We start from the raw sequence: 21,849 nt of genomic DNA on the forward strand, positions 1-21,849 counted from the left end.
ACGGATGACCACCAACCACACCACCACACCCCACACCGCCCCCCTCCTCCCCATCCCCCCGGCAGCAGCCCGCATCGCCACCCTCACAGGCGCCGCACTCGCACTCGCCGGAACCTTCCTCGCCTGGACCTGGACCAAGGAATTCCCCGGCGACCTCACCGTCACCGGCTACCCCGGCGGCCTCCAGGTCCTCACCCTCATCAGCGCCGCACTCACCCTCCTCCTCACACTCTCCGGATACGGCATCCGCGGCCTCGGCTGGCTCACCCCCGCCGGCACCAACAGCCCCGTCCGCCTCCTCGCCCTCGGCACCCTCGGCACCACCGGCTACGCCCTCGGCGCCATCTCCTACGCCCTCGGCGGCATCGTCAACCTGGAACCCGGCGCCTGGGTCAGCGGCATCGGCGCACTCATCGCCGCCATCGCCGCCCTCGGACTCCCCGCCGACCAGACACCCACCCCCGCCGGCACCACCACCGCCTGGGAACGCTTCCGCCACAGCCTCCGCGCCCCGTCCGCACCCCGGGCCAAAGCCCTCCCCGACTGGGCCGAAATCCTCATCATCGTCGTCGCGTTCGGCATCGGCCTCTACGTCTTCAGCTACGGCATCGACACCGACTACACCGAACTCTTCATCGGCTTCCTCATCACCACCGGCTTCGCCTTCACCGCACTCCACCGCGCCGGACTCGTCTCCCGCCTCACCGCGCTGACCGCGAAGCACCGCAACATCACCCTCACCGCCGCCCTCGTCGCCGCCGTCTGCTTCCCCTTCACCCAGCAGAAAGAGGAATACGCGCTCATCGGCGCCAACATCCTCATCTTCGGCACCGTGGCACTCGGCCTCAACGTCGTCGTCGGCCTCGCCGGCCTCCTCGACCTCGGATACGTCGCCTTCCTCGGCGTCGGCGCCTACGCCGCCGCCCTGGTCTCCGGATCCACCATGTCGGCCATCGGCGTCGAATTCCCCTTCTGGGCCGCCGTACTCACCGGCGCCGCCGCCTCACTCGTCTTCGGCGTCCTCATCGGCGCACCCACGCTCCGGCTGCGCGGCGACTACCTCGCCATCGTCACCCTGGGCTTCGGTGAAATCTTCCGCCTCACCGTGAACAACCTCAACGGCAACAGCGGCCCCGACCTCACCAACGGCTCCCAGGGCATCCCCAGCATCCCCGACCTCAACTTCTTCGGATTCGACTTCGGAACCAAGCACGACATCCTCGGCTTCAGCCTCGGCAGGTCCGCCAACTACTACCTGCTCATGCTCCTCTTCACCGCCGTCGTCGTCCTCGTCTTCCGCCGCTCCGGAGAATCCCGCATCGGCCGCGCCTGGGTCGCCATCCGCGAGGACGAGACCGCCGCCACCGCCATGGGCATCAACTCCTTCCGCCTCAAACTGCTCGCCTTCGCCCTCGGCGCGACCCTCGCCGGACTCGCCGGAACCGTCCAGGCACACGTCAACTACACCGTGACACCCGAGCAGTACCAGTTCGCCGGCTCCGTACCCCCCAACTCCGCCTTCCTCCTCGCCGCCGTCATCCTCGGCGGCATGGGAACCCTCAGCGGACCCCTCGTCGGCGCCGCACTCCTCTACCTCATCCCGGCCAAGCTGCAATTCATGCAGGACTACCAGCTCTTCCTCTTCGGCGTCGCGCTCATCCTCCTGATGCGCCTGCGCCCCGAGGGCCTGGTCGCCGACCGCAGGAAACAGCTCGAATTCCACGAGACCGACCAGCCCGACGTACCGGAACCGCGACAGTCCGACACAACCGGCGCCGGCGTCGCCAAGGCGGGGGCGTGAACACCATGACCACCACGAAAACCCCCACCACGAACAACGCCACCACCGTCCTCGACGCCAGCGGGGTCACCATGCGCTTCGGCGGCCTCACCGCCGTACGCGAAGTCGACCTCACCGTCAACACCGGCGAGATCGTCGGCCTCATCGGCCCCAACGGCGCAGGCAAGACCACCTTCTTCAACTGCCTCACCGGCCTCTACGTCCCCACCGAGGGCAAGGTCAGCTACAAGGGCACCGTCCTGCCGCCCAAACCCCACCTCGTCACCCAGGCCGGCATCGCCCGCACCTTCCAGAACATCCGGCTCTTCGCCAACATGACCGTCCTGGAAAACGTCCTCGTCGGACGCCACACCCGGACCAAGGAAGGACTCTGGTCCGCCCTCCTGCGCCTCCCCGGCTTCACCAAGGCCGAGAACGCCAGCCGCGAACGCGCCATGGAACTCCTGGAGTTCATCGGCCTGGCGGACAAGGCCGACCACCTCGCGCGCAACCTCCCCTACGGAGACCAGCGCAAACTGGAGATCGCCCGCGCACTGGCCAGCGAGCCCGGCCTCCTGCTCCTCGACGAGCCCACCGCCGGCATGAACCCGCAGGAAACCCGCGTCACCGAAGAACTCATCTTCGCCATCCGCGACCAGGGCATCGCCGTCCTCGTCATCGAGCACGACATGCGGTTCATCTTCAACCTCTGCGACCGCGTCGCCGTCCTCGTCCAGGGCCAGAAACTCGTCGAAGGCACCGCAGACGTCGTCCAGAGCGACGAACGCGTCGTCGCCGCCTACCTCGGCACCCCCTTCGAAGGCGCCCCCGGCGCCGAAGAAGTCGCCGAGGTCGAAGCCGCCGAGGCCCACAGAACGACCGACACCGGCACGGCCGGCACCACCGCCACGGCGGACACCACCGGCACCACCGGCGCCGACGGCACCGAGGAGGACGCCCGATGACCACACTGCTGGAGGTCCAGGACCTCCGCGTCGCCTACGGCAAGATCGAAGCCGTCAAGGGCATCTCCTTCACGGTCGAAGCCGGCCAGATCGTCACCCTCATCGGCACCAACGGCGCCGGCAAGACCACCACCCTGCGCACCCTCTCCGGGCTGCTCAAACCGGCCGGCGGCAGCATCGTCTTCGACGGACAGCCCATCGGCAACATCCCCGCCCACAAGATCGTCTCCCTGGGCCTCGCCCACTCCCCCGAGGGACGCCACATCTTCCCCCGGCTGACGATCACCGAGAACCTCCAGCTCGGCGCCTACCTCCGCAACGACAAGGCGGGCATCGAACAGGACATCCAGCGCGCCTACGACCTCTTCCCCATCCTCGGGGAACGCCGCAAACAGGCCGCCGGAACCCTCTCGGGCGGCGAACAGCAGATGCTCGCCATGGGCAGGGCCCTCATGTGCCGGCCCAAGCTCCTGATGCTCGACGAACCCTCCATGGGCCTCTCCCCGATCATGATGCAGAAGATCATGGAGACCATCGCCGAACTCAAGGCCCAGGGCACCACCATCCTGCTCGTCGAGCAGAACGCCCAGGCGGCACTCTCCCTCGCCGACCAGGGCCACGTCATGGAGGTCGGCCGGATCGTCCTCTCCGGCACCGGCGCGGACCTCCTGCACGACGAGTCCGTCCGCAAGGCCTACCTCGGCGAGGACTGACCCCACCTGCTCCGCACAGGCACCCCGCGCGGCACCTGAGCCGCATACGGACGAGGCCCGCACCCGGTCGAAACCGGTTGCGGGCCTCCCCCGTACGCACACACGGGCTCCTCGGCTACTCGCCCGCCTTCTTCTCCTCGGCGGCCTGCTTCTCCGCGGCCGTCTTCTCCGCGGCCTTCTTCTCTGCCGCATCCGCGATCAACGCCTCGGCGAGCTGCTGCATCGACATCCGCCGGTCCATCGACGTCTTCTGGATCCACCGGAACGCGGCAGGCTCCGACAGACCGTAGTCCGTCTGCAGAATGCTCTTCGCCCGGTCCACCAGCTTGCGCGTCTCCAGCCGCTGCGCGAGATCCGCGACCTCGCTCTCCAGCGCCTTCAGCTCCGCGAACCGCGACACCGCCATCTCGATCGCCGGCACCACGTCGCTCTTGCTGAACGGCTTCACCAGATACGCCATCGCCCCGGCGTCCCGGGCCCGCTCGACGAGATCACGCTGCGAGAAAGCGGTCAGCATCAGGACGGGAGCGATGGACTCTTCGGCGATCTTCTCCGCGGCGGAGATACCGTCCAGGACCGGCATCTTCACATCGAGGATCACCAGATCGGGGCGGTGCTCCCGGGCCAGCTCGACCGCCCGCTGCCCGTCCCCGGCCTCGCCGACGACCGCGTAGCCCTCTTCCTCCAGCATCTCTTTGAGGTCGAGACGGATCAGCGCCTCGTCCTCGGCAATGACGACACGGGTCGTCAGCGGCGGAACGTGCGACTTGTCGTCGTCGGTGGGCTGGGGCGACTCGGGGGTGGTCACGGGGGCTCCTTGTTCCAGGACAGGTACAGCTCCCACGAGCCTACCTAGCTCCTGTAAGGTAGTGACGCACAGGGCAGCTAAACCCCTTGCTTTCTAAGGCCCCAGTACTCCAACTGGTTAGAGAGGCCGCTCTCAAACAGCGGACAGTGTGGGTTCGAATCCCACCTGGGGCACTTTTCCTTAGATTCCAAGGTTTCAGCGGAATCGGCGAACTTCACTTGATCTGAGTACGGGGACATCATTCCCACCCAGGGACCCCATAGCCCCGCAAGGCTCGGCCCCATGTACGACATCGGTACCCGAGAACGAGCGCTGGCGCTGGTCGAGCAGGGGCGCAGCCTCAATTCCGTAAGCAAGGAAACGGGCATATCCCGCGCCGCGATCCGCTCCTGGCAGACACGCCTCGAACCCCTCGACCGGGGCCGGGCCACGCCGTGTCCACGGTGCGGCGACACACCCACCGAGATGGAGAAGCCCGCCTCGTACTCCTACTTGCTCGGCCTCTACCTCGGAGACGGTTGCGTCAGCCGGTCCGGGCGAGATGTGTACTCCCTGCGCATCGCCTGCGCCGACACCTGGCCGGGCCTCATCGACGCCTGCACCGAAGCCGTGCGGCTCGTGCGACCGGGCAACAAGGTCTGCCGGGTCCAGCGGCCGGGCTGCCAGTACGTCACCTGCTGCAGCAAGCACTGGCCCTGCCTCTTCCCCCAGCACGGCCCCGGCAAGAAGCACGAGCGCCGGATCGCCCTCGCATCCTGGCAACAGGAGATCGTGGACGCGCACCCGTGGGATTTCGTCCGTGGTCTGATCCACTCCGACGGATGCCGTGTCATCAACTGGACCACCCGTGTCATCAGCGGCCAGCGGAAGCGTTACGAGTATCCGCGCTACTTCTTCACCAACAAGTCCGACGACATCCGCGAACTCTTCTCCGGCACCCTCGACAGGCTCGGCGTCGAGTGGACGCACTGCACCCGCGCGGGCAAGGCGTACAACATCTCCGTCGCCCGACGGGCGTCCGTCGCTCTCATGGACGCCCACGTCGGGCCGAAGTACTGACGAACGGCTACTTCCCGCCGTCGTCCTCGCCGATGCGATGCACCCGCACCAGGTTCGTCGAGCCCGGGACCCCCGGCGGCGAGCCTGCGGTGATCACGACGACATCGCCCTCCTTGCAGCGGCCGATCTTCAGCAGTTCCTCGTCGACCTGGGCCACCATCGCGTCCGTCGAGTCGACGTGCGGGCCGAGGAAGGTCTCGACGCCCCAGGTCAGGTTGAGCTGGGAGCGGGTCGCCGGGTCCGGGGTGAAGGCCAGGAGCGGGATGGGCGAGCGATAGCGGGAGAGGCGCCTGACGGTGTCGCCGCTCTGAGTGAAGGCGACGAGGAACTTGGCGCCCAGGAAGTCGCCCATCTCGGCCGCCGCACGGGCCACCGCGCCGCCCTGGGTGCGGGGCTTGTTGCGGTCGGTAAGGGGCTTGAGGCCCTTGGCGAGGACGTCCTCCTCGGCGGCTTCGACGATGCGGGCCATCGTGCGGACCGTCTCGACGGCGTACCGTCCGACGCTGGTCTCGCCGGACAGCATCACCGCGTCGGTGCCGTCGATGACGGCGTTGGCGACGTCGGATGCCTCGGCGCGGGTGGGGCGGGAGTTCTCGATCATCGAGTCGAGCATCTGGGTCGCGACGATGACCGGCTTGGCGTTGCGCTTGGCCAGGTTGATGGCGCGCTTCTGCACGATCGGCACCTGTTCCAGGGGCATTTCGACGCCGAGGTCGCCGCGGGCGACCATGATCCCGTCGAAGGCGGCGACGATGCTGTCGATGTTCTCGACGGCCTGGGGCTTCTCGATCTTGGCGATGACCGGGAGGCGGCGGCCTTCCTCGTCCATGATGCGGTGGACGTCCTCGATGTCGCGTCCGCTGCGCACGAAGGAGAGGGCGATGACGTCGGCGCCGGTGCGCAGGGCCCAGCGGAGGTCCTCGATGTCCTTGTCGGAGAGGGCGGGGACGGAGACGGCGACGCCGGGGAGGTTGAGGCCCTTGTGGTCGGAGACCATGCCGCCTTCGAGGACGGTGGTGTGGACGCGGGGGCCGTCGACTTCGGTGACTTCGAGGGTGACGCGGCCGTCGTCGACGAGGATGCGTTCGCCGGGGGTGACGTCGGTGGCGAGTCCGTCGTAGGTGGTGCCGCAGGTGTGGCGGTCGCCTTCCATGGGCTCGACGGTGATGGTGAAGGTGTCGCCGCGTTCAAGGAGTACGGGTCCTTCGCGGAAGCGTCCGAGTCGGATCTTCGGGCCTTGAAGGTCCGCGAGGATGCCGACGCTGCGGCCGGACTCGTCGGAGGCCTTGCGTACGCGGCGGTACCGCTCTTCGTGGTCGTTGTAGGTGCCGTGGCTGAGGTTGAGGCGGGCGATGTCCATTCCCGCCTCGACGAGTGCCTTGATCTGTTCGTACGAGGTGGTGGCGGGGCCCAGGGTGCAGACGATTTTCGCTCGGCGCATGGTTCGACCCTAGACCTTACCTACGGGTAGTTAATTGGCCGCGCGTGACTACCCAACGACCTTTGAATGAAGGGTTGTTGACAAGTGTTGAATTGGGCGCCGATGCGCTCGGATGAGCATTCCTCCCTTCCGGTATTCCTTTTTGCGGGTCGCGCCTCACAGTTCGGGCGGCGACATGATGAAGCGGGCGTTCACCTGGGCACAGACGCTCTGGCGTCGGGGTTCGAGGTCGAGGGCGGGGGCCGGCGCTGCCGCGGCGCCGTAGCCGGCGCTTCCCCGGAATCCCGCGGGCGGAGCGGGCAGGGCCGGGGCGACGTTCTCGGCTCCGAGGTCGGCGAGTTCGACGAGAGCCGTGAGGTGGGAGCCGAGGGCGTCGGCGTATTCGCGGGCTCGCTGGACGGCTTCGCGTACGGCCTGGCGGCGGGCGTTCGCGTGGGCGGGTGAGTCGGGGCGCAGGGCCCACCAGGGGCCGTTGACGCGGGTCATGTCGAGGGCTGCCACACGGGTGACCAGTTCACCGAGGGCGGTGAAGTCGTTGAGGACGGCGGTGATGTGGACGCGGCCGTGGTAGGCGCGGATCTTTTCGTCGCGGCCCTTCTCGGCGAGTTCGGGGTTGATGGAGAGGGCGCCGGTTTCGAGTTTCTCGACCGCCGGGCCGTAGGAGCGCAGGAGTTCGAGGACGGTTCCGTTGCGGCGGGTGAGGTCTTCGAGGGCGGTGCGGCGGTCCTTGCCGCGGGCGGTGACGGTGATGCTCAAGTGGGCGATTTCGGGGTCGACTTCGATGCGGGCTTCGCCCCGGACCGCGACGCGGGGGTGCTCGGGGGTGCCGTAGGGGGCCGTGGTGTCGGTCATGGTTCCACTGTGGCATGCGGGTACGACAGCGGCTGGTCACCGGATCGCAACCCTGTGGGGGTGTTGCTCGGTATGGCTCCTGCGTCATTATCTACGCGCGTTGTGCGCTGTATGTGCGCTGGGCGGGGTGCGGTGTGGGGCCGGTGCGGTGTGCCGGTCGTTCTCCGGGCCGCGTCGGCCGTGTGCCGGGGGTGTGGCGCCGCGCGGGTGCCGGCCCGCACGGCGACGGGGCTGCACGGGCACCGCGCTGGATGAGCGACCGCGCTGTACGAGAACCGAGCTGTACGAGAACCGAGATGTGGGAGACGAAATGCCGCTGAACCGTAGGACGTTCCTGGGCACGTCGGCGGCCGTGGGTGCCGGGGCGGCGATGGCGGGTGGTTCCGCCGTCCCCGCCGCGGCCCATGGTCATGGGCACGGCCACGGGCGTCCGCCGAAGCGGTACTCGTTCACCGTGATGGGCACCACCGATCTGCACGGGAACGTCTTCAACTGGGACTACTTCACGGACAAGGAGTTCGACGACAAGGACCACAACGATGTGGGTCTGGCGAAGATCTCCACGTTGGTGGAGCAGGTGCGCCGCGAGAAGGGCCGTCGCAACACCCTGTTGATCGATGCGGGTGACACGATCCAGGGCACCCAGCTGTCGTACTACTACGCGAAGGTCGATCCGATCACGGCGAGGCGTGGTCCGGTGCATCCGATGGCGCAGGCGATGAACGCGATCGGCTATGACGCGGCGGCTCTGGGCAACCATGAGTTCAATTACGGAATCCCGGTGCTGCGGAAGTTCGAGGAGCAGTGTGACTTCCCGTTGCTGGGTGCGAACGCATTGGACGCGAAGTCGTTGCGGCCGGCGTTCACCCCGTATGTGATCAAGCGGATGCGTACGCCGTTCGGCCGGGATGTGCGGGTGGCGGTTCTGGGGTTGACCAATCCGGGTGTCGCTATCTGGGACAAGGCGAATGTGAGCGGGAAGATCGTGTTTCCCGGTCTGGAGGAGCAGGCGGCGAAGTTTGTGCCGAGGCTGCGTTCCATGGGTGCGGACGTGGTGATCGTTTCGGCTCATTCGGGGACGAGTGGTACGTCGTCGTACGGTGATCAGGTTCCGCATGTCGAGAACGCGGCGGCTCTGGTGGCCGAGCAGGTTCCGGGTATCGACGCGATTCTGGTGGGGCATGCGCACCTGGAGATTCCCGAGTATTTCGTGGAGAACGAGCGGACGGGCAAGAAGGTGGTGTTGTCCGAGCCGTTGAAGTGGGGGCAGCGGCTGACGCTGTTCGACTTCGATCTGGTGTGGGAGCGGGGTCGTTGGGTGGTGGAGCGGGCGGGTTCGCGGGTGCTGAACTCGAACGCCGTGGCCGAGGACCCGAGGATCACGAGGTTGTTGGCGGACGAGCACCGGAAGGTCGTGGCGTACGTCAACCAGGTCATCGGTACGTCGTCGGCGGCGATGTCGACGGCCGAGGCGGCGTGGAAGGACGAGCCGATCATCGATCTGATCAATGTGGTGCAGACGGAGACGGTGAAGGCGGCACTGGCGGGCGGTGCTTATGCGTCGCTTCCGGTGCTTTCACAGGCGTCGTGTTTCTCGCGTACGGCGCGGATTCCGGAAGGGGACGTGACGATCAGGGATGCGGCGGGGTTGTATCCGTTCGAGAACACCCTGGAGGCTCGGGTGTTGACGGGTGCGCAGATTCGCGAGTATCTGGAGTTCTCAGCGCGTTATTACGTGCGGACGGCCGCGGGTGCTCCGGTGGACACGTCGAAGCTGACGAACGCGGAGAACATTCCGGATTACAACTATGACGCGGTGTCGGGTCTGACGTATGAGATCGATATCGCGAAGCCGAATGGTTCGCGGATCGTGAATCTGTCGTTCGAGGGGAAGCCGATCGATCCTGCGGCGGAGTTCGTGCTGGCGGTGAACAACTACCGGGCGAGTGGTGGCGGCAATTTTCCGCATGTGGCGGGTGCCAAGCAGGTGTGGGCGAATTCGGAGGAGATCCGTAACACGATCATCTCCTGGGTGCGGGCGAAGGGTTCGGTGGATGCCGCGCAGTTCGCTTCGGTGGACTGGCGTCTGACGCGGGACGGCTCGCCGGTGTTCTGAGGGCTGTTCGGTGGTCCGTGGTGGGGCGTTCCGTGTGGGGTGGTCGTCGCCCGGGGACGTGGGTGGGAGTTCTTCGGGCCGTATCCGCCGGTCGGCGGGTACGGCCCGTGGCCCGAGCGGCTGCGGCGGTGGTCCGAGGGGCTGGTCGGACGGTTCGGGAGGGTGGCGAGGGGCGGCGATCCGTCGTCGTGCGCCCGCCAGGATTACGGGACAGCCCTCAGGGCCTGTCCAGACGTGCTGCCAGCCGTTCCGGGAGGGTGTCGCGGTTCGCCGGGGTCACTTGGAGGAGTTCGATGTCGGTGCGGCGCTTGAGGGCGTCGGTGAGCGGGCCGTGCTGTGCCTGGACGGTGGCGACGACATCGATGTCGGCTGCGAACAGTGCCCGGACGGCGTCCTGGAACGGGCGGTGGGCCAGTTCCATCTTTCCGAGCTCGTCGATGAGGACGAGGCGTCCGGGGGTCGGCGTGGCGGTGGGGGTCGGAGGCGGCCACGACAGGGACGGCAGGGCCAGTCGTTCCATGACTTCGAGGTCGACGCCGTAGCGTCCGACCCGTGGTGGGCCCGGGAGGTCGACGTGGGCGAGCACGGCCCGTCGGCCGGCCAGGGTCTCCAGGGCGAACCCCACCCGTGTACCGCCTTCGCGGATCTCCTGGGTGGTGAAGCCGGTGGCCCGCCGGGCGTGCAGCAGCTCCGCCAGTCGGCGGATGGCGGTGGTCTTTCCGCTGCCGGGGCGTCCTTCCAGCAGGATCCTCGTCGGCATCGTGTGCTCCGAGGTGTGGGCGGGTGCGGGTGGCCGGGTGGTGCGGCCCTGCTGCCAGTGTCCCATCGGGGTGGGTGGCCGGGCCTCCGCGCGGGCCGGGCGGGGTGCCCCCGGGGCGTCCGGTTCGTGGGGCCAGGACCTGCCCGGCTCGGGCGGTCGGATCGGCTCCGGCCCGTTCGGCGCGCGCGATCGGGCCGGAGCTGATCTGCTGGGGAGGAGGGGGCCTCGCGTGCTTTCGGGAGTGGTGTGGATGGGTACGTACCGAGTCGCTCAGGTCGCCACGGCGGGCGGGCCCTTCGAGCTCGTCGAGCGTGAGGTGCCGCAGCCGGGGCCTTGTCATGTGCGGATCGCCGTGGACGCCTGCGGGATCTGTCACAGCGACGTGCTCTTCGTGGATGCCGGAGTGCCTGGCGTGCGGTTTCCGCTGGTGCCCGGGCATGAGATCGCCGGTCGTGTCGAGGCGCTGGGCGAGGGGGCGCAGGAGAGTGGTTGGCGGGTCGGGGATCGGGTGGCCGTGGGCTGGTTCGGGGGCAGCTGTGGTCACTGCACGCCCTGTCGGCAGGGTGATTTCATCGTGTGCGAGAACCTCAAGGTTCCCGGGTGGGCGTACGACGGGGGCTTCGCCGAGTCCGTGATCGCTCCGGTCGACGCCCTGGCGCGGATCCCCGACGCGCTGGCGGCGACCGATGCGGCGCCCATGGCGTGCGCGGGGGTGACCACGTACAACGGGCTGCGGCGCAGTGGGGCCCGGCCGGGTGACCTCGTGGCCGTTCTCGGTATCGGTGGTCTGGGTCATCTCGGGGTGATGTACGCGGCCGCGATGGGTTTCGAGACCGTGGCCATCGCGCGTGGGGGCGACAAGGCCGATCTGGCCGAGCAGCTCGGGGCCCGGCATTACGTCGACAGCACGGGGAGCACGGGGGTCGCGGATGCGCTGCGGGCTCTGGGCGGTGCAAAGGTGGTCCTGGCCACGGCTGCCAATGCCGATGCGATCGCGGCGACCGTGGACGGGCTGGCGCATCGGGGTGAGCTGGTGGTGATCGGTGTGAGTCCCGAGCCGCTGGGGATCAGTCCGGTTCAGCTGATCATGAGTGGCAAGGTTGTGCGTGGTCATCCGTCCGGGACGGCACAGGACGTGCAGGACACGATGGCGTTCAGTGCTCTGCACGGTATCCGTCCGATGGTGGAGGTCGTGCCGCTGGACCGGGTTGCGGAGGGGTATCGGAAGATGGTTTCGGGTGCTGCCCGTTTCCGTGTGGTGCTCGCGGCTCGTTGATGCGGCTGTCTACCATGACCACGTCACGCGACCTGTTGTTCGTCAGCCTGGACCAGGTGTCCGGTGGTGCTGTGGAGCAGGGTGACTTGTCGCTCGCTCTGGCGGGGGCAGAGGTGATCGATCTGCTCGGTGTCGAGGCCGTCGCTCTGGATGGTGATCGCATCGTGCCGGGTCATGTCCCGTCCTTGCCCGATCCGTTGCTGGATCGGGCCGCGTCGTCGCTTGTTCGTGACGCGCCGTACGAGTCGGTGGGTGACTGGTTGTGGCGCAGGGGGCGGGGTTTGTCGGCGGCGTATCTGGCCGCTCTCGTGGCGGAGGGGAAGCTCGCTCGGCGGCACCGTCACGGGGTGCCTTTCGGGGCGGGCCGGATCGTGCCGGAGGATTCGCCGGACCGCAGTGACGCGGCGAGTCGTTGGGCGTCGGGGGAGCCCGTCCTGGTCGGTCTGGCGGCGGCTCTCGGGATCCGTGGCGGGGACGGTGGGGAGGGTGAGGAGGACGTGGGCGCTGCCGACTCGCCCGGCGTGGACGACGACGCCGTGGACACCGTGCTCGCCGCCGTCCATGACGCGTTGACGCGGTTGGAGGCCGTGCGGTTGCGGCGTTCCGTCGAGCAGGCCGCCTTCGACAACATCTGGCGGGGCGAATGATGCGGTGGGGGTTCTTCGGTGGGTCGGTGCGGAGCGGCCGTCTTCTCCTGGGGAGGGGCGGCCGCGTTGTGTGGTGTGTGCGGGGTCAGTGGTTGTGGGTGAGCGGGATGCGGTCGGGGTTCTGGGTGGGGACGGGTGGGGTGGTGGGGGTGAGGCCGAAGGTGGTGAAGGCGGTGCGTTGTGGGAGTGGGTAGGGGGTGGTGCCGGTGAGGTGGTTGAGGATGGTGGCGCTGCGCCAGGCGGCGAGCCCGAGGTCGGGGGTGCCGACGCCGTGGGTGTGGCGTCCGGCGTTCTGTACGTAGATGTTGCCGGTGATGGTGGGGTCGAGGGTGAGGCGGAAGTGGTGGTCGATGCGGGGGCGGGCGGAGTCGTCGCGGTGGAGGTGGGGTTCGAGTCCGCCGAGGATGCGGTCGAGGGGGCGTTCGTGGTAGCCGGTGGCGAGGATGACGGCGTTGGTGGTGAGGGTGGTGCGGGTGTTTTGTTGGGTGTGTTCCAGGTGGAGTTCGATGCGGGTGTCGGCGATGCGCCCTGCGGTGCGGACGGTGACGCCGGGGGTGAGGGTGGTGCTGGGCCAGCCGCCGTGGAGGGTGCGGCGGTAGAGCTCGTCGTGGATGGCGGCGATGGTGTCGGTGTCGATGCCTTTGTAGAGCTGCCATTGGTGGGGGACGAGTTCGTCGCGTACTGCTTCGGGGAGGGTGTGGAAGTAGTGGCTGTAGTCGGGGGTGAAGTGTTCGAGGCCGAGTTTGGAGTATTCCATCGGGGCGAAGGCGGGGGTGCGGGCGAGCCAGTGGAGGTTTTCTCGGCCGGCGGGGCGGGCACGGATGAGGTCGAGGAAGATCTCGGCGCCGGATTGTCCGGAGCCGATGATGGTGATGTGTTCCGCGTCGAGGATGCTCTGGCGGTGGTGGAGGTAGTCGGCGGAGTGGAGGACGGGGACCGAGGGGGCTTCGGCGAGGGGTTTGAGGGGGTCGGGGATGTGGGGTTCGGTGCCGATGCCGAGGACGATGTTGCGGGTGTGGGTGCGGCCCAGGGCTTCGGCTTCTCCGTCGGCGTCGAGGTGGGTGTAGTCGACTTCGAAGCAGTCGTGCCGGTCGTTCCAGCGGATCGCGTCGACCTGGTGGTTGAAGTGGAGTCCGGGGAGTTGGTGGGTGACCCAGCGGCAGTAGGCGTCGTATTCGGCGCGTTGGATGTGGAAGCGTTCGGCGAAGTAGAAGGGGAAGAGGCGGTCGCGGGTGCGGAGGTAGTTGAGGAAGCTCCAGGGGCTGGTGGGGTCGGCGAGGGTGACGAGGTCGGCGAGGAAGGGGACTTGGAGGCTGGCTCCGTCGATGAGGAGGCCGGGGTGCCAGTGGAAGGCGGGGCGTTGTTCGTAGAAGGCGGTGGTGAGGGAGCGGGTGGTGGCGGGGATGCCGTGGGCGAGTGCGGCGAGGGAGAGGTTGAAGGGGCCGATGCCGATGCCGACGAGGTCGTGTGGCTGGTCGGTTCGGGGGGCGGGTCGGTCGGTCATCGGGGGGTGTTGCCTTTCGTGAGTTCGTGGGTGAGGTCGTCGACGAGGTCGAGGAGGGTGTGGAGGTCCTCGGGGGTGGTGTGGGGGTTGAGGAGGGTGGCTTTGAGCCAGAGGCGGTCGCCGGTGTGGGCGCGGCCGAGGACGGCGTGGCCTCGGGTGAGGAGGGTGCGGCGGATGGTGGCCACGGTGTGGTCGTCGGTGTCGGTGGGGCGAAAGAGGACGGTGGTGATGGTGGGGCGGTCGTAGAGGTCGAGGGTGGGGGCTTTGGTGATGAGGTCGGCGAGGTGGTGGGCGGTGGTGACGGTGCGGTCGATGAGGTCGGCGAGTCCGTCGCGGCCGAGGGCTTTGAGGGTGACGGCGATCTTGAGGGTGTCGGGGCGGCGGGTGGTGCGCAGGGAGCGGCCGAGGAGGTCGGGGAGGCCGGCTTCGGTGTCGTCGTCGGCGTTGAGGTAGGGGGCGTGGTGGTGGAGTGGGTGGAGGGTGGTGTGGTGGGGGACGGCGAGGATGCCCGCGGGTGCGGGTTGCCAGCCGAGTTTGTGGAGGTCGAGGGTGACGCTGTGGGCGCGGTCGAGGCCGTGGAGTTTGCCGCGGTGGGTGGGGCTGAGGAGGAGGGGTCCGCCGTAGGCGGCGTCGATGTGGAGTTCGGCGCCGTGGGTGGCGCAGAGGTCGGCGATGTCGGTGAGGGGGTCGATCTGGCCGGTGTCGGTGGTGCCGGCGGTGGCGGTGACGAGGAGGGGGCGGTGGTGGTGTCGGGTGAGGGTTTCCTGGAGTGCGGCGAGGTCCATGACGCCGGTGGGGGCGGGGATGACGACGGGTTCGGGGAGGCCGAGGAGCCAGGCGGCCCGGGTGATGCTGTGGTGGGCGTTGGTGGCGTGGATGGTCTGGACGGGGCCGTTGCGTTCGCGGGCGAGGAGGAGGGCGAGTTGGTTGGCTTCGGTGCCGCCGGTGGTGAGGAGCGCGTCGGGTGAGGGGTGGCGGGGGTAGACCTCGGCGGCGAGGGCGGCGGTGGTGTCGGCTTCGAGGGTGGAGGCGGCGGGTGCCTGGTCCCAGGAGTCCATGGAGGGGTTGAGGGCGGAGGCGGCGAGGTCGGCGGCGGTGGCGAGGGCGAGGGGTGGGGTGTGGAGGTGTGCGGCGCAGAGGGGGTGTGCGGGGTCCGCGGCGCCTTCGGCGAGGGCGGTGACGAGGGTGCGGAGGGCTTCGTGGGGGCCGGTGCCGTGGTCGGGGATGAGGGGGTGGGTGCTGGTGCGGGTGTGGCGGGTGACGGTGTCGGGTCCGCCGGTGGGCAGGGGGCCGTCGCGTCGGTGCGCGCCGTCCTGGAGTGCGGTGAGGACGGTGTCGAGGAGGGGGCGGAGCGCGTCGGGGCCGGTGGTGGAGCCGGCGAGGGGCGGGGTGGGCATGACGGCGGGGCCCTTCGGATGTGGTGCGTGGCGTGGGTGGACATGCCAGCTTGTCCGGGATTCGGAGGGCGCGGCCGTGGAGCGCGGTGATCTGAACTCGAAAGGGGGATGTGGGGTGCTTGTGGGGTCGATGTGGCAGGTGGTGGTGGTAGTGGGGGCGTGACGGTGGTGGGAGGCGCGGCTCATGGGTGTGCCCGGCGCCTCCGTGGGTGGAGGGTGCGCCGGGCACGGGGGGTTGGGCGGTGATGGGTGATGCGGGTGATGTGCGGATGTGGGTGTTGTACGTGGTGCGGGTGGGGCGAGTGGGTCGGGGTGCGGCTGGTGGGCTGCCGCGGGTCGGTGGGTGGCGGTGGTTGGGCGGGTGGTGCCGGCCGGCGGGCAACCGGTGATGGATCGGCGCCCGGCCGGCACCAGTGGTGACGGGTTGGTGCCGGCCGGCGGGTGACGGTGGTGGGGCGGTGCGGATCAGTGGGCTTCGCGTACGGCGAGGGCGCGGCGGAGGTCGTCGAGCTGGTCGATGAGCTTGCGGCGCAGGGCCGGGATGAGGTCGGTGTCGTTCAGGGCCTGCTCGCCGAGGTTCAGGTTGTCGGCGTCGACGGCGTACCCGGGGAACGCGTAGCGGCCCGCGGCTTCGGCGATGGCGGGGCCTCGGCGGGAGGCGAGGCGGGTGGCCTCGGGGTAGTAGCGCGGCACGTAGTCCCGTACGAGATCGGCCTGTTCGGGCTGCCAGAAGCCTTGGGCGGTGGCGGTGAACAGGTAGTTGGAGAGGGTGTCGTCGTTGAAGAGGGTGTGCCAGGCGGTGGCCTTGGCCTCGGGGGTGGGGAGGGCGGCGCGGCAGCGGGCGGCGCCTTCCTGTCCGGTGGCGCTGGGGTCCTGTTCGAGTTCGGTGGCGATGTGGGCCTCGTCGATGGCGCCGAGGACGGCGAGACGGGTGAGGATGCGCCAGCGCAGTTCGGGATCGAGTTCGGGTCCGCCGGGGACGGAGCCGTTGGCGAGCCAGTCCTGGATGGTGTCGGGCTGGGTGGCGGCGTCGATGAGGTGGCGTACGGCGATGAGGCGGAGGCCGGGGTTGTGGCCGTCCTCGGTGCGGCGGATGAGGTCACGGCAGAGTGCGGTGATGGTGGCGAGAGCGGCGGGCCGGTTCTCGGGGGTGAGGTAGTGGCCGGCGATGTGGGTGCCCGCGAAGGCGAGCACGCCCTGGGCGAGGGCGAGGTCGGTCTCGTGCGGAAGGTGGCTGCGGGCGGTGTCGAGATAGGTGGTGGGGGCGAGTTCGCCGTCGCGGACCATGTCGCGGGCGGCGTTCCAGACGACGGCGCGGGTCAGCGCGTCGGGGATGCCGGACAGGTGCTGGAGGGCGGTGTCCCAGGAGGTGGCGTCGAGGCGGACCTTGGCGTAGCTGAGGTCGCTGTCGTTGAGGACGACGAGTGCGGGGCGTCGGCCGGGCAGCGGGTCGGCCGGGCCGTCGCCGGGGACGTCGGTCTCGAAGCGGTCGCGCAGGACCAGGCGGCCGGGTCCGGTGTGGGTGGGGGTTCCGGAGAAGTCGGGGGCGTGGTCGTAGGCGCCGACGGCGATGCGGTGGGGGCGGCTGCCGCCGTGGCCGACGGTGACGGACCAGGTGCCGTCGGACTCCTGGACGCGGGAGGTGAGGGTGTCGACTCCGGTGGTGCGCAGCCATGTGTCGGCCCAGGCGTGGACGTCGCGGTCGGTGGCCGATGCGAGGCTGTCGATGAAGTCGGCGAGGGTGGCGTTGGCGAACTTGTGGCGGGCGAAGTGGGTGTTGATACCGGCCAGGAAGTCCTTCTCGCCGAGCCAGGCGACGAGTTGGCGCAGGGCGGAGGCGCCCTTGGCGTAGGAGATGCCGTCGAAGTTGAGCATCGCGGAGGCGGTGTCGGGGACGGCGGCGGGGTCGGGGGCGACGGGGTGGGTGGAGGGGCGCTGGTCGGCGTCGTACCCCCAGCCCTTGCGTGCGACGCCGAAGTCGACCCAGGTGTCGGTGAAGCGGGTGGCTTCGGCGAGGGTCTGGTAGCCCATGTACTCGGCGAAGGACTCGTTGAGCCAGATGTCGTCCCACCAGGCGAGGGTGACGAGGTCGCCGAACCACATGTGGGCCATTTCGTGGGCGATGACCATGCCGCGGGTCTGGCGTTCGGTGTCGGTGACGGCGGAGCGGTAGACGAATTCGTCGCGGAAGGTGACGAGTCCCGGGTTCTCCATGGCGCCCGCGTTGAATTCGGGGACGAACGCCTGGTCGTAGGAGTCGAAGGGGTAGGGCTCGTCGAACTTCTCGTGGAAGCGGTCGAAGCAGGCCCGGGTGATGTCGAGGATCTCGTCGGCGTCCGCGTCGAGGTGGGGGGCCAGTGAGCGGCGGCAGTGGATACCGAAGGGCAGTCCGGCGTGTTCGGTGGTCACGGAGTGCCAGGGGCCGGCGGCGACGGCGACGAGGTAGGTGGAGATGAGGGGGGTGGGGGCCAGGGTCCAGCGGCCGTCGCCGCGGTGTTCGGCGATGCCGTTGCCGAGGACGGTCCAGCCTTCGGGGGCGGTGACGGCGAGTTCGAAGACGGACTTGAGGTCCGGCTGGTCGAACGCGGCGAAGACGCGCTGGACGTCTTCCATGAAGAGTTGGGTGTAGGCGTAGGTCTCGCCGTCGGTGGGGTCGGTGAAGCGGTGCATGCCTTCGCCGGTGCGGGAGTAGCGCATGGCGGCGTCGACGCGCAGTTCGTGTGCGCCGGCGGTGAGGGCGGTGAGCGGGAAGCGGTTCTCGACGAGGTCGGCGGGGTCGAGAGGCTGTCCGTCGAGGCTGATCGAGCGCAGGGTGGCCGGCTTGAGCTCGACGAACGTGTCTCCGGCCGCGGCTGCGGTGAACTGGATGACGGTACGGGAGTCGAAGGTCTCCTCCCCCGCGGTCAGATCGAGGTCGATCGTGTACCGCTGTACGTCGAGGAACTGGGCTCGGGTCTGCGCTTCGTCGCGCGTCAGTACGGACATGTGTCCATGCTGCCGTACGGGCCGGGCGCCGCGCAGGCGGGTTCTCACAGGGCTGAGGAGTACGCCGGGGCGCGGGGTCACGCCGGGGCGCGGGAATGTGCCGGACCGGGCACGGGAGGCTGCGTGGCGGGTCCGCCGGCCGCCCTCGGTGCGCCCCGGTGTCGTACGGGCGATCAGGAGTCGCGGCGTTCGTGGGACCAGGGGTCACGAGTCGCGGCGCGGGACCAGGGGATCACAGGCCAGGAAGGTCGCGGGGCGAGGAGGTCACGGGACCAGGAGATCACCGGCCGGGGAGGCCACGGGGCGAGGAGGTCACGGGGCTGGAAGTCCCGGGACCAAGAAATCACCGGCCGGGGAGGCCAACGGGCGAGGGCGTCAGCGGGCGAGGCCGTCAGGGCGCGGTCCTTTTGCGGTCCGCCGGGCTCCGGGGGCGGGCGTGACACGGAGGAGAGCGGTGACGGTCTCCCGGTACCCGTCGTGTCCGCTCAGGGCGGCGTGGCGCAGCGCCCAGGCGTCCGGGCCGAGTTGTGAGGTGCACTCCTCGGACCGTTCCCGGCATGTCGTGCACTCCACCTGTCGCACCGGTGGCGACGCCTCCTCGCTCCGGTCCGGGCCGATCGACCAGCCGGTGTCCCGGATCGCCTTGCTCATCCGGTCGTTCCCCCGTCGTGTGCGGGTTTGGTGGCGCAGCCCCCGTAGAGAGGGGCGTGCCCCGGGCAGGCGTACACCTTGGTGCCGACGCCGGACGCGGCGTACACCTCGTCGACCTTGATCGGTAGCCGTGTCACCTTTCCGTCGTGGCAACAGCGTTCCAGCCGTGCCGGCACATGGACGATCTCCGTCATGATGACCCTCGTTCGCCGTTGAATCGGGTGGTAGGGAACCAGCGTGCCGGACGGCGGCGGGCTCAACACTCACACATCCGTGAGTGCCGGTGGCGTCGTCGGGGCGGCCGGGTGGCCGGGGACTTCACAGGCCGATCCAGGCGGCCAGGTGTCCCAGGGTCTCGGGGGTGCGGCGCGACGTGTGCACCAGGCCCTTGACGGTCTCCCGCGCCCCGGGGTGGTAGCGCGTCTGCTCGGGAGCCGTGCGGCGGGCGGCGGCGATGCTCGCGAGGGCCGCTTCGGTCCGGCCGGTCTCCATCTCCGAGCGTGCCCTGTCGATCAGGAAGTGGGCGCGTCGGGACGCGGCCAGGGTGGGGGGCAGGCTGATGCTCCTCGCCTGGGTGAGTGCCTCGTCGTACTGGTGCATCTCGACGGCGGCGGACATGCGGTGCAGGGCCACGTTCGTCGGGCCGAAGGAGAGCCAGTGGATCTCCGGGACCTCCCCCACCAGCCCGGCGCAGCGTTCGGCTTCCGCGAGGTGGACGTCGACGGTCGTCGCCCGGCCGGCGCGGGCCGCGATCACGGAGGCGCCCAGGTGCAGTTGTCCGGTGACGGTGATGGTCCGTGTCGTCGGTGGGACGGAGGCGATCAGCCCGTGTCCGGCGCGGACGAGCCGCCGGCCGATGGCGTATTCGCCCTCGCGGAAGTACGCCAGTGCCCGCATGTACTGGCGGATGGCGGCCAGGCAGGGGTCGGAGGCGCGTTGGGCGGCCCAGTCCATGCGGTCGAGGGCCACGGAACTGAGGTCGTAGTAGCCGAGTTTGACCGCGATGTCGTGGGCGGTGCGGTAGGTGGAGGCGAGGGCCTGCCACAGCCCGGTGGAGGGGTCCCGTGAGACCGCGGTGGTCAGTTGGGCGATCGTCCCGGGCAGGCGTCGGGCGGCGCTGCACAGCCTGGCCGCCCGGACGTCGGCGCACAGTCGGTCCGCGGCCGTGTGGAGTGCGTGGGCGGGTACGTGGGGCAGTGTTTCGTCGGCCCCGAGGTCGTAGAGGTCGAGTGCCTCGCGGATGGGGCGTACGAGTGCGGCGAGCCGGCCCTGTTGCGGTTCGGTCGCGTACGGCTCCCCCGTCAGGGTGGTGACGTCGATCCGCAGGGCGTGCGCGACGGCCGTGACGAAGTCGGCGCCCGCCGGTTTCGCGCCGCACTCGACCTGGTTGAGCAGGCTGTAGGAGTAGGGGATCCGCTCGGCCAGCTGTCTCTGTGTCAGTCGGGCCAGCCGGCGCTGTTCCCTGATCCGGGCTCCTACGGCATCGTCATGCGCATTGCACACTCTGGCCTCCGTTCCTCGCTCGTGAGCATGAGGAAGGTACACACGGAAGATCGTTCCGGGGTTGGGCATCGTCCCCAATCCACCCGTATCGGGGGGTGGATGGGTGGTTGCGTGTGCTGTCGTCCTCGGTGTGGGATGGCGCCCATGACCGCCAGAACGCTGTACCTGTTCGGTTCCGCCGCACCCCCTGTTCTCGATGCTTCCCTGGTCATCGGCCTGTTGCGGGACCGGGGTTGGGATGTGTGCCTCGGTCTGACACCGACTGCGGCGCGGTGGCTGCGGGAGGAGTTACCGGAGTTGGAGAAGTTGACCGGACATCCCGTACGTTCTGAGTACAAGCGGCCGGGTGATCCGGACGTCTGGCCGCGGGCCGACGCAATCCTGCTGGCGCCGGCCTCGTTCAACACCATCAATCAGTGGGCGCTCGGTCTCACGTCCTCGTTCGTCGTCGGTGTCGTGGCCGAGGGGATCGGCAAGAGGATCCCGACGGTGACCATGCCGTGCGTGAACACCGCCTTCGTACGGCATCCGCAGTTCGAACGGTCGGTGGAGACGTTGCGGTCGGCGGGGGTGCACGTGCTGTACGGGAACGGCGGCTTCGTGCCGAACCAGCCGGGCGAACGGCGCCCCGGCGGGTATCCGTGGGAGATCGCGGTCGATGCGCTGGACGCGCTGGACGGTACGTTGAGCGGGGTGGAGTCCGGCTCGCCTTGAGCGCGTCGGTGTTGCCGCGGGCCGGATGCCGCGCCGCGTCGACCAAACGGCCGAGGTCATGACCGCGGTGCGCCCCGGGTGGTGATGGCTGTGTGACCGACGGCCATGTGCGGGTGGTTTCTCGGGGCGGGGAGGGACGGCGGTTGAGTACTGCGCGGAGCGGAAGGTTCGTGGGGGTCGTGCCGTGGGGTGTCGCGGCGGGTGCGGTCTCCTGGTGTCTCGTGGGGGTCCGGCGTGCGGCGCACCTGCGGAACTACCCGTGGAACGCGTGGACGCCGATCGGATACGGGGCGGTCGAGGGGGTGTTCCTGGGGCTACAGGGTGGTGCCGGCGCTCGGTTGCGCGGTGCTTCTGACGGCCGGTGTGCTGGTGTCCGCCCGGTTCTCGCGTCCCGCACGCGTCGGCTGGGCCGTACCGGCCCTGGTGGGGGCGGCGCTGCTGGTCCTCCCGGACATCGCGGCGTCCGGGGCGCCCGCGCCGGTCGGCAATGGCGATCACGTCGACGAATCGTCCTCGGCCGGGCTCGTGGTCCTGGCCACGGGGCTCGGGCTGCTGGTGAGTGCCTGGGTGGTGTGGTCGAGGCGTCGGCGGGCGGTCCGGCCCCCGCACCCTCGTGGCTGAGCGTCCCGCGTCCTCGTGACCGAGCAAGCCGCGCCCTCATGACCGAGCAGGCCGGGT

General features: G+C 69.3%; 19 protein-coding genes and 1 tRNA gene. 10 read left to right on the forward strand and 10 right to left on the reverse strand.

The window, feature by feature from the left end; all coding sequences use genetic code 11:
* Positions 1 to 4: 4 nt before the first annotated feature.
* From AB0E67_RS06765 to AB0E67_RS06775, 3 genes are read left to right on the forward strand one after another with little or no spacing between them, the layout of a single operon-like run.
* Positions 5 to 1,801, forward strand: coding sequence for a branched-chain amino acid ABC transporter permease (locus AB0E67_RS06765; protein ID WP_362021927.1), 1,797 nt, complete (start codon positions 5 to 7; stop codon positions 1,799 to 1,801).
* A gap of 5 nt (positions 1,802 to 1,806) precedes the next feature.
* Complete coding sequence (locus AB0E67_RS06770) at positions 1,807 to 2,745, forward strand: ABC transporter ATP-binding protein (protein ID WP_362021929.1); 939 nt, start codon at positions 1,807 to 1,809, stop codon at positions 2,743 to 2,745.
* Positions 2,742 to 3,458 carry an ABC transporter ATP-binding protein gene (locus tag AB0E67_RS06775; RefSeq protein ID WP_362021932.1) on the forward strand — a complete coding sequence of 239 codons (717 nt, stop codon included), beginning with the start codon at positions 2,742 to 2,744 and terminating at the stop codon, positions 3,456 to 3,458. The genes AB0E67_RS06770 and AB0E67_RS06775 overlap by 4 nt, the downstream gene beginning before the upstream one ends.
* A gap of 115 nt (positions 3,459 to 3,573) precedes the next feature.
* On the opposite strand, the gene AB0E67_RS06780 is transcribed toward AB0E67_RS06775, so the two are convergent.
* Positions 3,574 to 4,266 (reverse strand): response regulator, encoded by a 693-nt coding sequence (locus tag AB0E67_RS06780; RefSeq protein WP_362021935.1) that lies wholly within the window; start codon positions 4,264 to 4,266, stop codon positions 3,574 to 3,576.
* A gap of 98 nt (positions 4,267 to 4,364) precedes the next feature.
* On the opposite strand from AB0E67_RS06780, the gene AB0E67_RS06785 reads away from it, so the two are divergent.
* Together AB0E67_RS06785 and AB0E67_RS06790 are read left to right on the forward strand one after the other, a co-directional pair.
* Positions 4,365 to 4,439, forward strand: a tRNA-Leu gene (locus AB0E67_RS06785).
* A 109-nt stretch (positions 4,440 to 4,548) separates the two neighbouring features.
* Positions 4,549 to 5,325: a transcriptional regulator gene (locus AB0E67_RS06790; protein WP_362021936.1), complete on the forward strand. Its 777-nt coding sequence runs from the start codon at positions 4,549 to 4,551 to the stop codon at positions 5,323 to 5,325.
* A gap of 7 nt (positions 5,326 to 5,332) precedes the next feature.
* Here the strand turns inward: AB0E67_RS06790 and pyk are convergent, their stop codons facing one another.
* Both pyk and AB0E67_RS06800 read right to left on the reverse strand, forming a co-directional pair.
* Positions 5,333 to 6,766, reverse strand: a complete 1,434-nt coding sequence (gene pyk, locus AB0E67_RS06795) for a pyruvate kinase (protein ID WP_362021939.1) — start codon at positions 6,764 to 6,766, stop codon at positions 5,333 to 5,335.
* 156 nt (positions 6,767 to 6,922) lie between these two features.
* On the reverse strand, positions 6,923 to 7,618 hold the full coding sequence (locus AB0E67_RS06800) for an SIMPL domain-containing protein (RefSeq protein WP_362021942.1): 696 nt from the start codon (positions 7,616 to 7,618) through the stop codon (positions 6,923 to 6,925).
* Positions 7,619 to 7,928: 310 nt separating this feature from the next.
* On the opposite strand from AB0E67_RS06800, the gene AB0E67_RS06805 reads away from it, so the two are divergent.
* The gene (locus AB0E67_RS06805; RefSeq protein WP_362021944.1) at positions 7,929 to 9,734 is read left to right on the forward strand and encodes a 5'-nucleotidase C-terminal domain-containing protein; all 1,806 of its coding nucleotides are present in this window, start codon (positions 7,929 to 7,931) and stop codon (positions 9,732 to 9,734) included.
* A 217-nt stretch (positions 9,735 to 9,951) separates the two neighbouring features.
* On the opposite strand, the gene AB0E67_RS06810 is transcribed toward AB0E67_RS06805, so the two are convergent.
* The gene (locus AB0E67_RS06810; RefSeq protein ID WP_362021947.1) at positions 9,952 to 10,494 is read right to left on the reverse strand and encodes a nucleoside-triphosphatase; all 543 of its coding nucleotides are present in this window, start codon (positions 10,492 to 10,494) and stop codon (positions 9,952 to 9,954) included.
* Positions 10,495 to 10,744: 250 nt separating this feature from the next.
* Here AB0E67_RS06810 and AB0E67_RS06815 point away from each other — a divergent pair, with 250 nt between their 5' ends.
* A complete protein-coding gene (locus tag AB0E67_RS06815) occupies positions 10,745 to 11,770 on the forward strand; it encodes an alcohol dehydrogenase catalytic domain-containing protein (protein ID WP_362023524.1) in 1,026 nt (341 codons plus the stop codon).
* 14 nt (positions 11,771 to 11,784) lie between these two features.
* A complete protein-coding gene (locus tag AB0E67_RS06820; protein ID WP_362021950.1) occupies positions 11,785 to 12,417 on the forward strand; it encodes a GPP34 family phosphoprotein in 633 nt (210 codons plus the stop codon).
* 85 nt (positions 12,418 to 12,502) lie between these two features.
* Here AB0E67_RS06820 and AB0E67_RS06825 read toward each other — a convergent pair whose 3' ends face one another.
* The 6 genes from AB0E67_RS06825 to AB0E67_RS06850 form a co-directional block, all read right to left on the reverse strand.
* Positions 12,503 to 13,921, reverse strand: coding sequence for a SidA/IucD/PvdA family monooxygenase (locus tag AB0E67_RS06825; protein WP_362021953.1), 1,419 nt, complete (start codon positions 13,919 to 13,921; stop codon positions 12,503 to 12,505).
* Positions 13,918 to 15,318 carry an aminotransferase class V-fold PLP-dependent enzyme gene (locus tag AB0E67_RS06830; protein ID WP_362021956.1) on the reverse strand — a complete coding sequence of 467 codons (1,401 nt, stop codon included), beginning with the start codon at positions 15,316 to 15,318 and terminating at the stop codon, positions 13,918 to 13,920. The genes AB0E67_RS06825 and AB0E67_RS06830 overlap by 4 nt, the downstream gene beginning before the upstream one ends.
* A gap of 465 nt (positions 15,319 to 15,783) precedes the next feature.
* On the reverse strand, positions 15,784 to 18,303 hold the full coding sequence (pepN, locus tag AB0E67_RS06835) for an aminopeptidase N (protein WP_362021959.1): 2,520 nt from the start codon (positions 18,301 to 18,303) through the stop codon (positions 15,784 to 15,786).
* Between the two features lie 375 nt (positions 18,304 to 18,678).
* Positions 18,679 to 18,954 (reverse strand): hypothetical protein, encoded by a 276-nt coding sequence (locus tag AB0E67_RS06840; protein WP_362021961.1) that lies wholly within the window; start codon positions 18,952 to 18,954, stop codon positions 18,679 to 18,681.
* Positions 18,951 to 19,148: a hypothetical protein gene (locus tag AB0E67_RS06845; protein WP_362021963.1), complete on the reverse strand. Its 198-nt coding sequence runs from the start codon at positions 19,146 to 19,148 to the stop codon at positions 18,951 to 18,953. Before AB0E67_RS06845 ends, AB0E67_RS06840 begins: the two co-directional genes overlap by 4 nt.
* A 124-nt stretch (positions 19,149 to 19,272) precedes the next feature.
* Positions 19,273 to 20,457, reverse strand: a complete 1,185-nt coding sequence (locus AB0E67_RS06850; protein WP_362021965.1) for a helix-turn-helix transcriptional regulator — start codon at positions 20,455 to 20,457, stop codon at positions 19,273 to 19,275.
* 144 nt (positions 20,458 to 20,601) lie between these two features.
* Here AB0E67_RS06850 and AB0E67_RS06855 point away from each other — a divergent pair, with 144 nt between their 5' ends.
* Both AB0E67_RS06855 and AB0E67_RS06860 read left to right on the forward strand, forming a co-directional pair.
* Positions 20,602 to 21,171: a flavoprotein gene (locus AB0E67_RS06855; RefSeq protein WP_362021968.1), complete on the forward strand. Its 570-nt coding sequence runs from the start codon at positions 20,602 to 20,604 to the stop codon at positions 21,169 to 21,171.
* 345 nt (positions 21,172 to 21,516) lie between these two features.
* Positions 21,517 to 21,792: a hypothetical protein gene (locus AB0E67_RS06860; RefSeq protein ID WP_362021970.1), complete on the forward strand. Its 276-nt coding sequence runs from the start codon at positions 21,517 to 21,519 to the stop codon at positions 21,790 to 21,792.
* Positions 21,793 to 21,849: the final 57 nt, after the last annotated feature.

The sequence above is a fragment of the Streptomyces sp. NPDC032161 genome (assembly GCF_040636995.1).
Lineage (GTDB): Bacteria > Actinomycetota > Actinomycetes > Streptomycetales > Streptomycetaceae > Streptomyces.

Bases quoted from the DNA above. Each gene is read 5' to 3' on its own strand.
- AB0E67_RS06765 (WP_362021927.1), top strand. From the start codon at position 5: ATGACCACCAACCACACCACCACACCCCACACCGCCCCCCTCCTCCCC.
- AB0E67_RS06770 (WP_362021929.1), top strand. From the start codon at position 1,807: ATGACCACCACGAAAACCCCCACCACGAACAACGCCACCACCGTCCTC.
- AB0E67_RS06775 (WP_362021932.1), top strand. From the start codon at position 2,742: ATGACCACACTGCTGGAGGTCCAGGACCTCCGCGTCGCCTACGGCAAG.
- AB0E67_RS06790 (WP_362021936.1), top strand. From the start codon at position 4,549: ATGTACGACATCGGTACCCGAGAACGAGCGCTGGCGCTGGTCGAGCAG.
- pyk (WP_362021939.1), bottom strand. From the start codon at position 6,766: ATGCGCCGAGCGAAAATCGTCTGCACCCTGGGCCCCGCCACCACCTCG.
- AB0E67_RS06800 (WP_362021942.1), bottom strand. From the start codon at position 7,618: ATGACCGACACCACGGCCCCCTACGGCACCCCCGAGCACCCCCGCGTC.
- AB0E67_RS06805 (WP_362021944.1), top strand. From the start codon at position 7,929: ATGCCGCTGAACCGTAGGACGTTCCTGGGCACGTCGGCGGCCGTGGGT.
- AB0E67_RS06810 (WP_362021947.1), bottom strand. From the start codon at position 10,494: ATGCCGACGAGGATCCTGCTGGAAGGACGCCCCGGCAGCGGAAAGACC.
- AB0E67_RS06815 (WP_362023524.1), top strand. From the start codon at position 10,745: ATGGGTACGTACCGAGTCGCTCAGGTCGCCACGGCGGGCGGGCCCTTC.
- AB0E67_RS06820 (WP_362021950.1), top strand. From the start codon at position 11,785: ATGACCACGTCACGCGACCTGTTGTTCGTCAGCCTGGACCAGGTGTCC.
- AB0E67_RS06825 (WP_362021953.1), bottom strand. From the start codon at position 13,921: ATGACCGACCGACCCGCCCCCCGAACCGACCAGCCACACGACCTCGTC.
- AB0E67_RS06830 (WP_362021956.1), bottom strand. From the start codon at position 15,318: ATGCCCACCCCGCCCCTCGCCGGCTCCACCACCGGCCCCGACGCGCTC.
- pepN (WP_362021959.1), bottom strand. From the start codon at position 18,303: ATGTCCGTACTGACGCGCGACGAAGCGCAGACCCGAGCCCAGTTCCTC.
- AB0E67_RS06840 (WP_362021961.1), bottom strand. From the start codon at position 18,954: ATGAGCAAGGCGATCCGGGACACCGGCTGGTCGATCGGCCCGGACCGG.
- AB0E67_RS06845 (WP_362021963.1), bottom strand. From the start codon at position 19,148: ATGACGGAGATCGTCCATGTGCCGGCACGGCTGGAACGCTGTTGCCAC.
- AB0E67_RS06855 (WP_362021968.1), top strand. From the start codon at position 20,602: ATGACCGCCAGAACGCTGTACCTGTTCGGTTCCGCCGCACCCCCTGTT.